This is a genomic window from Xenorhabdus doucetiae (genome assembly GCF_000968195.1).
GTDB classification, from domain to species: domain Bacteria; phylum Pseudomonadota; class Gammaproteobacteria; order Enterobacterales; family Enterobacteriaceae; genus Xenorhabdus; species Xenorhabdus doucetiae.
The window spans coordinates 3275519-3288739 of sequence record NZ_FO704550.1 but is presented as its reverse complement, the minus strand read 5'-3'; the positions used below and the strand labels follow the sequence as shown (position 1 = coordinate 3288739).

Here is a 13221-nt window from a genome sequence, read left to right as displayed (position 1 = left end):
ATTTACTCACACAGTATAGATTACTTCTGCTTATCGCGAAAATTAATCTTCCAGCAAGGTGACATGCCCGATATAAGGCAGATGGCGATAACGCTGCGCATAATCAATGCCGTAACCCACGACAAATTTATCTTCAATGGAATAACCAATCCACTCAACAGGAACATCGACTTCACGACGAGAGGGTTTGTTCAACAAAGTACAAATCGCCAGTGAGTTCGGTTCACGCAGCGCCAGAATCTCGCGGATTTTGTTCAGTGTATTGCCTGAGTCGATAATATCTTCAACAATCAACACATCCTTACCACGAATGTCTTCATCCAGATCTTTAAGGATTTTCACATCGCGGGTAGAGCTCATCTCATTGCCGTAGCTGGATGCGGTCATAAAGTCCACTTCATGGGAAACCTGAATTTCACGACACAGGTCTGCCATAAAGATAAATGATCCCCTCAACAGGCCAACCAGCACCAATTCACGATCACTATGACGATAATGCTCTGTAATCTGTTGCCCCAACTCAGCAATACGTTGCTTAACCTCCTGTTCGGAGATCATCACTTCTACAATATGTTTCTTCATCAATATAACCAGTTGATTTTATTTTAAACAATCACAAGTCAAATCCAAAAGTGAATGTGACTATTTACATACCGCTCAATACCATAAGCTCACCGAGCGCATAAAATATCATTCTCTGCTACCAGAACAAACCTTTCGTTAACCCACAATCAATTTTTTTAGTTGGCAGAAAAAACAGTCATTTTACCAAAATTAAGAAAATAAAGTTTGGCGAACAAAGATATTAATATGTTAATTTAAGTAAAATGGTAGAAAAGCAGTATAATGGAAATTATGCAAAAAATTACCTTATTCACATACATTCTGGCTCTGTTGAGTTTTGCTCAACCCGCAAAAGCGCTGTCTGAAAATGAAGCGGAAGATCTCGCCGATCTGACAGCCGTCTATGTCTATCTAAAGCATGACTGTGGCTATAACCAAATTCCAGATCTGCAAATTAAGCGCACCATTATCTATTTTGCCCAACGCAACAAGTGGGATCTCAGTGACTATAATGGTCAGTTAATGCAGGAACTCAATCAATTAGGTTACAACGACTTAAAGGGAATTGATCTGCCTCATGAGGTTAAATGCCGCTCCCTTGCACGAAACTCCCTCAGTTTACTCTCCTATGTAAAGTAGCTCCTTTTGGATACTCACAAGATTAATTTCATATTGAAACTAAGTGACAATTATGTAAATAATTGGCTATTGCGTGTGCGTCAATGTCTATGAATATCACAGTGGAGGAATAGCAGAACATGTCACAAAAGGAAATTTGGTATGAAACTTTGCATCCCAATTTCGGCCAGTATTTCGCAGTGGAAAACATACTTTATCACGATAAAACACAGCATCAGGATCTTATCATTTTCGAAAATACAGAATTAGGCCGCATCATGGCACTTGATGGTGTAGTACAAACCACAGAGCGCGATGAATTTATCTACCATTAATTGACTTTATTGTTATAACCATATGTTTTAAAATGATTTTATTCTTTAAATTTCATAATGCTTTCGGTTTTATTTATACAATAATTTATACATGGTTTATTGAACAAGCCTATAAGCAATAAATAAGATGAGAACATCTAATACTACCGGCGAATATCGTCACCCGTGAGTAGGTAGGTACGCTAAACGTTCCAACCTATGGAGGTTGCAACGTATTTCGTCGGAATCTATTAAGCAATCGAGGTAACAGCCAACTGATAGCCCCGCCAGTAAGAAGACTTCCCCGTTACGGTTATCACCTGACCTTTCCGCAACAACATCACCGATAGCGCCACCTCATCAAAGCCAATAACTAGCAAGTAATTAGACGAGGTGACTATTTCCCTGATGTTTTTCGGTATTAGAATAATTATTTTGCTGACTTATCGCGAACTTTGCGTTCTATAAGGTTACCGTTCATATCAAAATAACGGCTAGGCCAGATTTCAGATGGGTGAATGTTGAGATAATTAGCAACGATCCATTCCCCTTTAGGCCAAGGGCGTGATAACACATTTGCTAATGTAGAAGAACTTAGTCCAGCTTCGCGGGAGACTGCGGCAAGCGTTGTACCACGTTTACGTAATGCAGCAATAATATCGGCTTGATGCCAGTCATTTCTAACGTTATTCATTCCTGCTACCCCTTCCATTAATTGAGAAAATTGATGGTGGTGATTCAGACGGGGTTCGCAGTACCGGGACACTCGTCCGGCGAAGCCGAAGCCTCCCCCACCTGAACCACCATTGAAAGGGCGATAACAGGCACACTGGTAGAAACATCCTACCAGTGGAGTGTCTTTAAGGCTGCGAAACCTTACCATTGGATTTTGCCAATGGCAGGAGCACTTTAATGAATTGGTTTATCAAATTCAATAAGCGAATCAGTAAAACCGCTTAACTTTTTGCGTTATATCCCATTAAACGCTTTAACTCGCCGTTGTTTTTCACCCAAGGTAACAGCCAAAGCTCATCAGAGGTACGATAGTTACCGATATTACCTCACCGGAACAATCGAAGTAAGAAAAGAGGGAGCAGAAGAATTGGTGAGATTGCTATAACCCGCAGAAATTTGCGGGTTATATATTGAGATTATTTATTTAATTTCTTCAAGGTCATCTAAAAGATCTGGTGACTCGATTATAATATCAACCTGAAACTCACCTGAATTATCACTATAAGTTCCGGGAGCATCATCGAATAGGAGTATCAACTCACCATCTACGGGAACTCTTCTTCGTAGGACTCCATTCCCAATTTTGTAAGTTTTATTGGCAATTTTAGCCCGTAAAGAGAAACTGGTTGGTACATTGGCATAGTACCTTCAGGTGATGCCGATGCATTATCAGCAAGGGCATATTTTACCCACCCTCTAGCAACAACAGATATCACATTTCCCGCTTTGATCAAAAGCCCTGTAGGTTGACCTTGCTCAAGGTTAGCAGAAACAACACCAGACCAGCTATTCAACATAGTATTACCTCCAAATTATATATTGAAAGTGACAGAAGAAAATTAAACCTATGATTCATCATTTTTAGTGGCAGGCATTTGCACTCTAATTGAAACAAATCTACCTTCGGGAATATCAATTAAATCACCGTCAGAGTGATCTTCTCTTATATTTCTGGCGAATTCTGGTGCGTCTGAGTGTTCGCGGTGGTAACTCATTAATTTAATAGAGCCATCGGGGAGTATTTCGTGATTGACCCAAATCATTGGTAGTTTGTTCTGACATAGTGGAATCTCTATGCTATCTAAGACGTTATCATTATTGAACCCCCTAACACCTTTGATGAGATAAATACCTTTTGACAAACGCCCGACGGTAGCACCGTTAGATTCATCATTTGTTTCAAATGAACCATTAGAAAATATTTTGATTATTGGGGATATTTTTTTTACAAAGCCACTGGCATCAACATAATGTTGAGATGTTGACATTATAGTGCCAACTCCTTTTGGTAATTGTTGAACAGATTTATTTATTGAACCAGTTGAATCTCTGTCTATGAAGTAAAGTAGAATTGCTTCATCATCAGGAAGCCCTTCTATTCTCCAGAATGTTCCATCAGGTCGGTACATATTTATACCTCCCCGTTGGTTATTGGGATTCACAGTTACCCCCCACGGATCTACTGCAAATGCACGTCGGTTATTAATGTCTACAGCATATCCCAAAGTATCGGCACCACCACCTCTCACGACTCCTGTCTGAATATAATTGTCATACCACCCATAACTGGTGAAGGCTACTAGCTTATTTGATTCTTGGTGTGGAGCAGACACCAGCCTCACGGGGTTACTTTCTTTCGGAGTAGTTTCTACCTGCTGAAATTGAAAAGAACCCGAATAACTGCCTCCACTTACTGATACTGCACCTATATTTTTTATAAACTCTGCTTTATCAGGAACATCTGCCCCGTTCTGCTTCTTCTCCAGATAAAGATTAGAATTATTGTTAAGGGCGTTTTGATTGGCGGTATTGGCTAGATCGTAGACTTTCTTAACAGCTTTAGAGGTTGCAACGGTTATCTCACTATCACTGTCTGTCTCATTACTGAGTGTAACGAATCCCGGCTCCGCCTGAGTTGCATATGGGTGATTACGGCTTTTTGCGTGCTGATCAATCGCTTCTTTGATTAAATCTTTGACATATTCCGGCGTGGTAACGATAGCAAGATTGCTATCTTCTGAAATAGGTACATCAGGTTTTTTATCTTGCATGGTTATTCCCTCATTTAATCAACAATACTACATATTGCTAAGTAACATGAAGGCGGTGGGATACTCCTCCGCCTGTGAACATCAATAAATGGGTTCATCAATACTGGAGAGTACGGCTTGGTTTAATTCAGTAAGTGAATTGCATGTTTTGATGGCAGGATGACATAAAATAACAAACGAGGAATTAATGAATTTTATTAGATGATTGATAAAACTTGGCAAAATAAAGATGAAATTTCTCACCTTTTAAGCCATTGGTTTTATTAATCTCGGCGCTGTACGGAAATTGATAAAAAAATCAATACTGTAACTAAATACCGTTAAAATCAGCCAGTCGCTGCTTCTGTTCATCGCTGAGACTGAAAGCAAAGTCCTCATGCTCACTCTGCCACGTGCCAAAACTCATCAGGAACGCAATAGCAGGGTCTATCTTATTCGCGGACTTCTTCTTGTTCGGCTTGATGTTGGCGTTTGCGTCGGTTTCCATCACCACATTGGACATTGCCCATGCGAGAACCGGATCGCCGTTGTGACGAATCACCTTGCGGTTAACGAATACTTCGGCAGATTTAGCCACCGGGCTAAAGCGCATATAGGTTTGCGGGAACGGCTCAACATCCAAACCAGCCCCCTGTAGCTGAGTTCTTAGGTGCGTGGCGTTCCATGTGTCAAAGCCAACCAGCTTGATATCAAACTGCTGGCTGTCCTTGAGAATGTCATCCCGGATACGGTCATAATCAATGCAGTCGCCTGTTGTGGTGCGTATCCAGCCCGCTTGCGCCCATTGGCGGTAGATTGCCCGGTTCTTATTGGCCGGATTCTGTAACTGCGCTTCGGGCAGGTAATGGCGGGTCAGTAGTAACAGTTCGTTATCCACGGGGAAGGTGTAGCAAACACTGGTAATGTCACCTGTTGAAGACAAATCTAATCCGGCGTAACACTCCAGCCCTTTAAGGTCGTTTTCATCATAATCTGTCTGGCAGGCGTTCCAAGCCCCTTCGCCCATCCACGGGGTTTCACCCTGACACCAGATATTAAAGCGTTTGGTTAGCATCTCTGTCCATTGTGAGGGAATGCCTCGCGCTTTCTGGATGGTGTCATGCAGTGATGCACTGTCCACGGAGACATTGAGATTCGGATTGGCCTTAATCCAAAGGGATTCGTCATCAATCTCGTTCTCGTCGTCCAGTTCGTAGATCAGGGCAAACAGGGATTCATTTTGCTCTTCGCCATCCAGTATCTGACAGCAATAATCATAGTGCTGCTTACAGGCCGATATCACGTTACTGCCCGCCGTGGTAATGGCAAACAGGAGTCCTTCGGGGCGGGCACCCATGCCTAATTCAAGGGCAGAATAGACCGCATTATCAGGGTGTAGATGATATTCATCGACAATGGCCAGACTGGGATTGGTGCCCTCAATCGTCGAGGCTTTGGCGGCCAGTGGTTTTAACAAGCTGTTGCTCTTCGTGTAAGTGATTTTGTGTTGCTGGATGGATACCCGCTTTTTTAGGGGCTTAGATAACAGGCTCATCTGGCGGGCATCATCAAACACAATACGCGCCTGATCCCGGCTGACGGCGGCGGTGTAAATATCCTGTTGTCCCTGTTCCATTACCAGAAACCAGTTCGCCAGTATCGCGGCCACGGTGGATTTCGCATTTTTGCGCGGCACTTGAATATAAGCGCTGCGGTATTTCCTGCGCCCCGTCGCTTTCACCTTGAAGCCGAACAGGTTAGCAAAGGCAAATTGTTGCCACGGCTCTAAGGCAATGGGTTGACCGCGCAAGTGGCCTTTGACGTGCGGACAGAGGCGGGAGAAGCCAATAAAACGCCCGACAACCTCGCTATCAAACGTATAAAGCGGGTTATTCAGGTCGTTATAGTAGCGTTTTACCGCCTGTTTCAGGCGCTGACAGGCCGGAATGGTGCCGTTTTGGATATCAAAGGCGTACTGTTCCCATGCGTTCATAAGCGATCTAATTCGTCCTCTGCCTCCGTTTCCACCGGGTTTCTACGCCGTGATACCGGGTCAAAGCCCAGCAAGGAGGACATTTTAATCATGATTTTTTCTGCGTCGGCCTTGGCCTTTAATGACGGGTTACTGGTCGCCGCGCCGCGTGAACCTTCCACCGCAAACCCGCGCAGTTCAATATCTTCAATGGCTTTACGGTAGATCGCATAATTGACGCAATACAGCTCTAAGTTGTTCCAGTCTGCCGGGCTGAGGTCGTCACGCTCATTTAACAGTTTTGCTTTCGATTTCCATTGATCGGCGGCGATAACGTTTAAGTAAACCGGGGGTTTGGGTGCTCTTGCCATAATGTATTGTTTCCTATAAGAATTACTGCTATCTAAAAAAGTGCCGCGCATAAAAATCTGAGGACGGCGGTGGTGCCACGAAAGGGGGTGTTTGTCATTTTTGACTCCCCCACTCCCTCTATATGCTCCCCTAACGATTCCGAAAGCATTCCATTAGCTCCCGTTCACGCTGTGTAGTACGCCTCGCCATGAGCTTTTCAGGCGCAATCTGTTTTGATTGTTGATAGTGTTCACTGTGCTTTAATAAGCCTTTAACTAATTGTTCGGTCTCTTGTTCGTTCATGATTGATACATCCAGTCATTACGCCTTGCCGCTCGTTCTTCCTGTTCCCGGTAGTGTCCTTGTCTTCGTTTCTCTTTCGTCGCGGGGTCAGTCGTGACCGTCTTTCGACTATGGCAGCTATTGCATAGGGGCTGGTGATTGAAGTCAGGCCAAAACAGTACATCACTACCGCCGTCAATGGGGATGATGTGATCCACAATGGTGGCTGGTGTGTAGACACCCAACTTAAGGCAGTGGACACATAACGGGTTCACTTTCAGGAATTGCAGACGGTATTTATCCCATGCCGGGGTATAGCCGCGCTCACGCCTTGAGCCTCGCTTGCTGTCTTGCATACGTCGGGCTTCCCGTTTGTGCTCATCACATCGGCCGGATTTTACCCGCTGTTTGCAGCCGGGATAGGTACAGCGTTTCAAAGGTTGCCAAGGCATTAGTAGACTCCGATATCACGATAGACAGACCACAGGGACTTGATGGTAAACGGCACTTCTTTAAGCTCAAGGTCGGTTGCCATCTCCCGGTTTTCATACAACAAGCCAATATAAAGCAGGCAGCCCACCTTGATTGCGGGCGTAAAGGCTAAGCCCTCATCAAACCGCTTGCCGATATGTTGCTGACAGGCTTCCAAAGCAGCATCGGCATAGACAGCCAAGATTACATCGTCGTAGTCCCCATCAATACGGCAATGGAGTTTGATTTCATCAAGGCTGATTTCTGGCTGATTCATTCATCCCCCTTACTGGCTGGCGTTTTGATTTGGATTTCTTGCTTCCATGCCTGGCTGAATTCATCACCCCCTTCACGCGGTGATAAGCCCTCCCGTTCACGGGCTTCATTCGGTGACATCACCCCTGACTTAATCGCCGTCTCATAGCTCTGGAAGCGTTCCCGTGGGTTAGCGCGCAGTAAGTCGGCTGTATCAAACTCGACTTGGTAACGTATCCCCCGTTTCGGTGAGGCCATCAATAAGGCTGATTTGATTTGTTGCTCAAAGTTGGCGAGCCACGGGCGCATGGTGATAGTCAGAAAGGCACGCGACGCTTCGCTAAAGTTGCTGTAGGTGCTGTTTGAGTACTCTTGCAGAAAGATAGGGCTGACGTTGAACATCCGGGCGATATCGTCAATGGTGAAACGGCGGGAAGACAACCACTCCGCATCTTGGTTACTCATCCCCAATTGTTGGTACTCCATCCCGCCCTCAAGAATGGGCGTCTTACCTGCATTACGGGCACCTTTATAACGTTCGAGGGCTTCCAGTGCCTTGGCGCCTTTCGTCCCGTCCAGCCAGTCAGCGGATTTAATTACCCCCGCCGCCATCATGCCCTCTTTCATAATGCTGGCGCCGTGGCGTTGTTGCGCCAGCCCCAAGCCCAAGGTTTCACGACAAACAGTGACGGGCGAGCGGCCAAGAAAACCGTCTTCGGTGGCATAGCGCAGGTGCAGGACTTCTTCTTGCAGGTAGGTTTTTACCTTGCCGCTATAGGGTTCGGTGATGGTGTAGGCGAATCGGTGATCGGATAACCGTTGTGGTACGACTGCTGACGCCGGGTAAGGGTGTAATGATTGCGGCTGACCATCCCGCCCCCAGACAATCACCGCATACGCATTGCCATTTAACAGACAATGACGCATCAGGGTTCTTTTAAACTGGTACGGGGTCTGGCAGTCATTCGGGCACTCATTGAGCAAGTAATCCACCGGGTGATCGCTGAGCCACTCGCGGGACTCTTTACTGTTTTGGTGCGCAACCCGATAGAGGTAGCAAGGCATAGAGGCAACGGCTTCACTAATGACAGTAACGGCATTCATCACGGCGGGTAAGCCCTCTGCCGTGGACGGTGAAACATGCTCCCCCGATTTAGTGTTAGATACGCCCGCCAGAGAAAGAAACTCCTCCATCGTCATACTACGGGTTTCAGGCGCTTTTCGCTTAAACAGCCACATGGTTACACCTCAGACAGTTGCAGCCAGTAATGACGCAAATCATCCACACGGGGCGTAACCCCATTGAGTGAGCGCTTGGCAATCTCCACCCCACTCTCAGGGTAGGCGGGCAGGCTGGTGATCGTGATTTCCCGTAGTTCAGCCTCCACGACGGTTCTGACATACGGTTCTTGACCAATATCCCATTGATCCTTCAATGCCCTGAACCCAAAGGACATACCAGAGATATCACCCCGTTCAACCAGCGTTAGTACATCGCGGCCTAATTGGGTATTCGGTGGGGTTAACTCGAAGCGTAGCCCGGTAGCATCTTCACTAAGCTGTAAGGTGCCGGATGTGGTGCGGCCTAACAGGTTCATATGATCATGCTCATACAATGCCCTGACATCTGCGCCAGAAGTTAAGCTGGCACGAAAGGCATTCGGGGCAAACTGTTCCACGAACTCATCCCACAAGAGATGGGATCGGCTGTTCCACCGGATCGCGTAGCCGACCAGCTTTTTATCTGATGCTGACAAGGAGGCGGTGCGGATTTCAAAATCATTATTCATCTATGGACTCCAGGACTGAAAAGGGGCGCTGTGCCCCTCTTGCTTATTTGCCGGCTTTCAGTTCCAGCACCTTGATTGCGTTGGAATCCACCAAGCCCCCGCCCAAATATTTATCAGTGTGAACCTTATAAAATCCCGGTTCGGTGATATTGTCAGGACGGGTGCGGGTGCCTGTTTCGTGGTCAACGATGAAGTAACCGCGCTTGAAGTCACCCAGACCGATAACGTTATCCGGCATAAATTCAAGATAGTGGACAGGCAAGCCCAGCAGCATATCGGGATCACCCGCCTGCAAACGTTCGCGCCAGATATAATCGCCGTTGCCGTTTTTCAGCTTCTGTACCTTGGCGGCTGTGTTGGAGTTCATCACCCATACGGCGTTCTTGCGGTACTTGTTCCTGAGCAAAAACTTAAGGTCAATCAGGCTGTCGGCTTCAAGGGTGGCAACTTCCAGCTTTTGCAGGGTGCCAAATGCGCGCGCTTTGTCGGCTTGGGTATCACGGGGATAGGACAGGAAGCCTTTCGCTTTTTTGCTGCCGTCACCGTTCACCAGATCCGTTTCTTCGGTATCGACGAAGGTGTCGGCAATTTCAGCGGTCAGCCAACCTAAGATATCCACGTCGCTAAAATCGATAATCTCTTGGGTAGTCTTGGGATAGGCGTAAATAGGGAACAGCTTAATGCTGACTTCTTCCATCTTCGGCGTAGCTGTCTCACCGCGTGCCTTGCCCTCTTCCCCGTGTACTACCGCTGCCCCACCGATCGAAACCAACTGTTTGTATTCGTTGCTGCGTGTGGTCTTGAGGGTACAGATCCGGCGCATGACCGATTCATCCGCCAATTGCTGCATGATCTGCCTGTTCAGTTCAGGAATAACGGTATAGCCACCCTCTGACGGGACACCCGTAGACAAGGCGCGGGTTTCGCCGGTCACGATATAGTGTCGCAGTTCGTCATTACTGAGTTTTTCACTGGTCGGCTGGGTCTTTGCCTGATGGCGCTCTTCATTAGCAATTGACTCATAACGGGCAATTTCAGCATTCAGGGTGTCGAACTGGTTGCGCAGTTCGTCAAACTGTTTGGCTTCATCTTCGGTTAGGGAACGTTTTTCAGTTTCGGCTTTGGTGAGCAATGAACGCATCTGGGTAGTTAAATCGGCTTTTTGCTGGCGTAATTCAAGTAGCTTTTTCATGGTGTTTTGTGGTTGGTTTTTATATGCTTTAAACACTATTTAACATCATGAAAAATGATAAAAAAGCCCCTAAAATTCAGAGGCTAAACTTGCGAAAACATGAGGACGGAATATTTACAAAAATTTTCATTCAGTTAATGGAAATATTGCAGTATTTTGCTCCACCATTCTTTTTTTGTTATTGATATATTATATTCATTACAGCAAACAATATAAAATTCATCATATTTTTCATTGGGAAATCCATAATTATCACCCATCATAGCGGAATCATCATCCATATAAAAAGGAGAACTTTGACCAATGTATTTATTGTTTTTATATAAAACAGCAAAATATGGCCTTGGGTAATTTATATAATAATAAATTCCGATAGCATTCACAGGAAGAGGTGTATAAAAAACCACTCTATAATCGTCTTTCTTACGTTCACCGCTCTCTAAAAAAGAAGGTAAGAAGGTTACATGTGATAACACAAACCACCATAGAAAAAATATGAACATAATGCCATATTTAATTATCTTAGTAACCTTCATATATTACCTTGTCCTTTTCTAATGGGTCAGTCCAATATACATCAGAAAATACAACGAAATCACCACCTTCATTATGTATGTCTTGCCATTTTCTGAAATCTTGATTGAACACAGGAACGTAACCTCTATAATTTTTGTATAACCATCCAAACGCACCAGAAACAAAACTCGCCATATAAACAGGGACTTCTTTTCTGGGTACAATACCTTGTCTTGACCATATACCTAGTGGCTCACTTATAATATGCTCATCCGTGAAATCATAGGTATCTTTTATGTAAAAGCCTAACTTCTCTACCGTGAATATCTTCTTATTTCCTTTTATGTCAAAATAACCTCTCACAGCAACTTTTAGAGTACCAACACCTATTGCTCCCATCAATTCATCCATAGTGTCCCGATACTTTCCAAAACGCCTGTAATTAATTTGAGATAAATAATCAAGTTCAATCGCGCTGTTTTCATAACCTATATGTATCAATCCATTAGCTTCTTTTTCTTTATTCCTTTCAAATATATCGGTAAACAATCTTTTTTTTCCATTTTCACTAGCCCAAATATTTTTTAACTCGTCAATATTATCAGTTATTACTTCATATCTTCTAGCCCAATCCATTTTTACAATTGAATTATTAACTTGTTCTTTAGGTATCTCCATTGCATTACCATTGACAAAACCATCTCTTATTCTTTCATTAAACTTAAATGCAGGTTTAATTGAAAACCAATGTTTCATCAAAGCTGATGCTGTCGTCCATCCCATCTTATCCATAATTTTTGGAATATCATAAAGCGATAATTCATCAAATAGAATCGTTGTAGTTTCACCGCCTTTAACGGTTTTTGTTTTTAAAATACTCATTTTTTCATCCCTATTTTTGTTTGGTATAAATATTCAACTTCGAGATCTTCCTCTTCTTTTGAATTTATCGTATCCGTGATGCCTGTCTCTTTCGATACGCCTTTTTTCAGTCCTTTTGCCGTATTAATACCATAAGCAACATGGCAACAATTATCCCCAGTAACCTCATTTTTCAGCGTAAATTTTTTGCTGAATAAAGCCTCTACTGCCGTTTCAAGTGGCTTAATTAACGACGAAAATCCAGATAAAAGCGGCCTTTCCTCTTCACGTCCCTGCAATTGCGATATCGCGTAACCCGTTGTCCCTGCCGCGCGGTGTGTGAATGACACCGACTTATAATCAAGCTGTACCGTTTCATACGGGATCTGGTCATTGTCATCAATTGAGTGCGGGTAGTGACAGGAAAAATCAACAATGGTTGCGCCAGTCAATTTTATTTCATAAAAGAATTCGAGTTGTCCGGCAAGGTTTACGCGGTAACACTTAAAAAGGGCATCCAGCAATTCGTTCTTGTCTATTGCTAACCCCAACAACGGGGAAGATTTATCAATGGGTTTGGTAAAACTGACCGGAAGGTGATTGACGTTCTGATCGCGCGTCATCCCATGTCTGATATGTAATACCTGTATTTCATCCTCCCGACCAGCCTGATAGCGGTTACCGATAGATTCCGGCGTTGAACAACCCGCCGAGATTAAGCCTTGTTTCTTGCCCTTTAACGACAAGTAAATGAGATATGACATTCCTGTCTCCTGTAATCTGATTTTCAATGGATGCTCATTACAGCATCAATTAAACAGGATATAACAGCAATGCTTATCTATTCCAGCATGAATAAAAGATCACCAACAAAATTGTGATTAATCTCTCTTCTTAAATAAAATCAGATAATTACCTAATTTAAATTTCAGATAGTACCCTAATAAAAAAACAAATTGATGCACTACATTTATCTTCTTATATTTATCCGGCTTTTATTTGCCTGCCAGAAGATACCCCCCTGAAAATCTTTTTGTCCCTCTCAACTGTACACCCTGTGCATTTACCTCTGAATGCCTTGTCCTGCCTGAGTTTGTGGCGGTGTACATGATATACACCAACTGTGCACAACTGTTCACCCTGACGATAACTAACTGGTGTATAGGATGTATAGTTGATGTACAGTTAAAAGATAACTATACACCTTATTTTTACCTTTAATATCATGTAATTATTCTATTTTATGCACAGGGTGTACAGTTAACACCAA

The 13221-nt window shown here is 44.1% G+C and carries 16 protein-coding genes and 2 pseudogenes; 2 read left to right on the top strand and 16 right to left on the bottom strand.

Annotated features, from left to right (window positions below; genetic code table 11):
• Positions 1-42: 42 nt before the first annotated feature.
• Positions 43-582 carry a hypoxanthine phosphoribosyltransferase gene (gene hpt, locus XDD1_RS14300; RefSeq protein ID WP_045972201.1) on the bottom strand — a complete coding sequence of 180 codons (540 nt, stop codon included), beginning with the start codon at positions 580-582 and terminating at the stop codon, positions 43-45.
• 273 nt (positions 583-855) lie between these two features.
• On the opposite strand from hpt, the gene XDD1_RS14295 reads away from it, so the two are divergent.
• Positions 856-1203, top strand: coding sequence for a YacC family pilotin-like protein (locus tag XDD1_RS14295; protein WP_045973651.1), 348 nt, complete (start codon positions 856-858; stop codon positions 1201-1203).
• Positions 1204-1322: 119 nt separating this feature from the next.
• Positions 1323-1514: pseudogene (locus tag XDD1_RS14290) on the top strand (polyamine aminopropyltransferase); the annotation flags it as partial.
• A gap of 412 nt (positions 1515-1926) precedes the next feature.
• On the opposite strand, the gene XDD1_RS14285 reads toward XDD1_RS14290, so the two are convergent.
• From XDD1_RS14285 to XDD1_RS20070, 15 genes and pseudogenes are all read right to left on the bottom strand, one after another.
• Positions 1927-2190, bottom strand: a complete 264-nt coding sequence (locus tag XDD1_RS14285; RefSeq protein ID WP_045960475.1) for a helix-turn-helix domain-containing protein — start codon at positions 2188-2190, stop codon at positions 1927-1929.
• 461 nt (positions 2191-2651) lie between these two features.
• The gene (locus tag XDD1_RS20305) at positions 2652-2813 is read right to left on the bottom strand and encodes a LecA/PA-IL family lectin (protein WP_331710080.1); all 162 of its coding nucleotides are present in this window, start codon (positions 2811-2813) and stop codon (positions 2652-2654) included.
• A complete protein-coding gene (locus XDD1_RS14280) occupies positions 2777-3028 on the bottom strand; it encodes a LecA/PA-IL family lectin (RefSeq protein ID WP_331710065.1) in 252 nt (83 codons plus the stop codon). The genes XDD1_RS20305 and XDD1_RS14280 overlap by 37 nt, the downstream gene beginning before the upstream one ends.
• Before the next feature lie 48 nt (positions 3029-3076).
• A complete protein-coding gene (locus XDD1_RS14275) occupies positions 3077-4282 on the bottom strand; it encodes a phage tail fiber protein (RefSeq protein ID WP_197540993.1) in 1206 nt (401 codons plus the stop codon).
• A gap of 310 nt (positions 4283-4592) precedes the next feature.
• Entirely contained in the window at positions 4593-6254 is a 1662-nt protein-coding gene (locus XDD1_RS14270) for a terminase large subunit (protein WP_045972195.1), read from the bottom strand.
• Positions 6251-6604, bottom strand: a complete 354-nt coding sequence (locus XDD1_RS14265; RefSeq protein ID WP_045972193.1) for a phage terminase small subunit P27 family — start codon at positions 6602-6604, stop codon at positions 6251-6253. The genes XDD1_RS14270 and XDD1_RS14265 overlap by 4 nt, the downstream gene beginning before the upstream one ends.
• A gap of 130 nt (positions 6605-6734) precedes the next feature.
• Positions 6735-6887, bottom strand: coding sequence for a hypothetical protein (locus tag XDD1_RS19680; RefSeq protein WP_167541635.1), 153 nt, complete (start codon positions 6885-6887; stop codon positions 6735-6737).
• Positions 6884-7318, bottom strand: a complete 435-nt coding sequence (locus XDD1_RS14260; protein ID WP_045972191.1) for an HNH endonuclease — start codon at positions 7316-7318, stop codon at positions 6884-6886. The genes XDD1_RS19680 and XDD1_RS14260 overlap by 4 nt, the downstream gene beginning before the upstream one ends.
• A complete protein-coding gene (locus XDD1_RS14255) occupies positions 7318-7614 on the bottom strand; it encodes a head-tail connector protein (RefSeq protein WP_045972189.1) in 297 nt (98 codons plus the stop codon). The genes XDD1_RS14260 and XDD1_RS14255 overlap by 1 nt, the downstream gene beginning before the upstream one ends.
• Positions 7611-8831 carry a phage portal protein gene (locus XDD1_RS14250; RefSeq protein WP_045972187.1) on the bottom strand — a complete coding sequence of 407 codons (1221 nt, stop codon included), beginning with the start codon at positions 8829-8831 and terminating at the stop codon, positions 7611-7613. Before XDD1_RS14250 ends, XDD1_RS14255 begins: the two co-directional genes overlap by 4 nt.
• A 2-nt stretch (positions 8832-8833) precedes the next feature.
• The gene (locus XDD1_RS14245) at positions 8834-9382 is read right to left on the bottom strand and encodes an HK97 family phage prohead protease (protein ID WP_045972186.1); all 549 of its coding nucleotides are present in this window, start codon (positions 9380-9382) and stop codon (positions 8834-8836) included.
• A 43-nt stretch (positions 9383-9425) separates the two neighbouring features.
• Positions 9426-10574: a phage major capsid protein gene (locus XDD1_RS14240; protein WP_045973649.1), complete on the bottom strand. Its 1149-nt coding sequence runs from the start codon at positions 10572-10574 to the stop codon at positions 9426-9428.
• Between the two features lie 134 nt (positions 10575-10708).
• Positions 10709-11110, bottom strand: a complete 402-nt coding sequence (locus XDD1_RS14235; RefSeq protein ID WP_045972184.1) for a DUF6201 family protein — start codon at positions 11108-11110, stop codon at positions 10709-10711.
• Positions 11097-11972 (bottom strand): DUF6402 family protein, encoded by an 876-nt coding sequence (locus tag XDD1_RS14230; RefSeq protein ID WP_045972182.1) that lies wholly within the window; start codon positions 11970-11972, stop codon positions 11097-11099. Before XDD1_RS14230 ends, XDD1_RS14235 begins: the two co-directional genes overlap by 14 nt.
• Positions 11973-12256: 284 nt before the next feature.
• A pseudogene (locus tag XDD1_RS20070) lies at positions 12257-12715 on the bottom strand (Hcp family type VI secretion system effector); the annotation flags it as partial.
• Between the last annotated feature and the right edge of the window lie 506 nt (positions 12716-13221).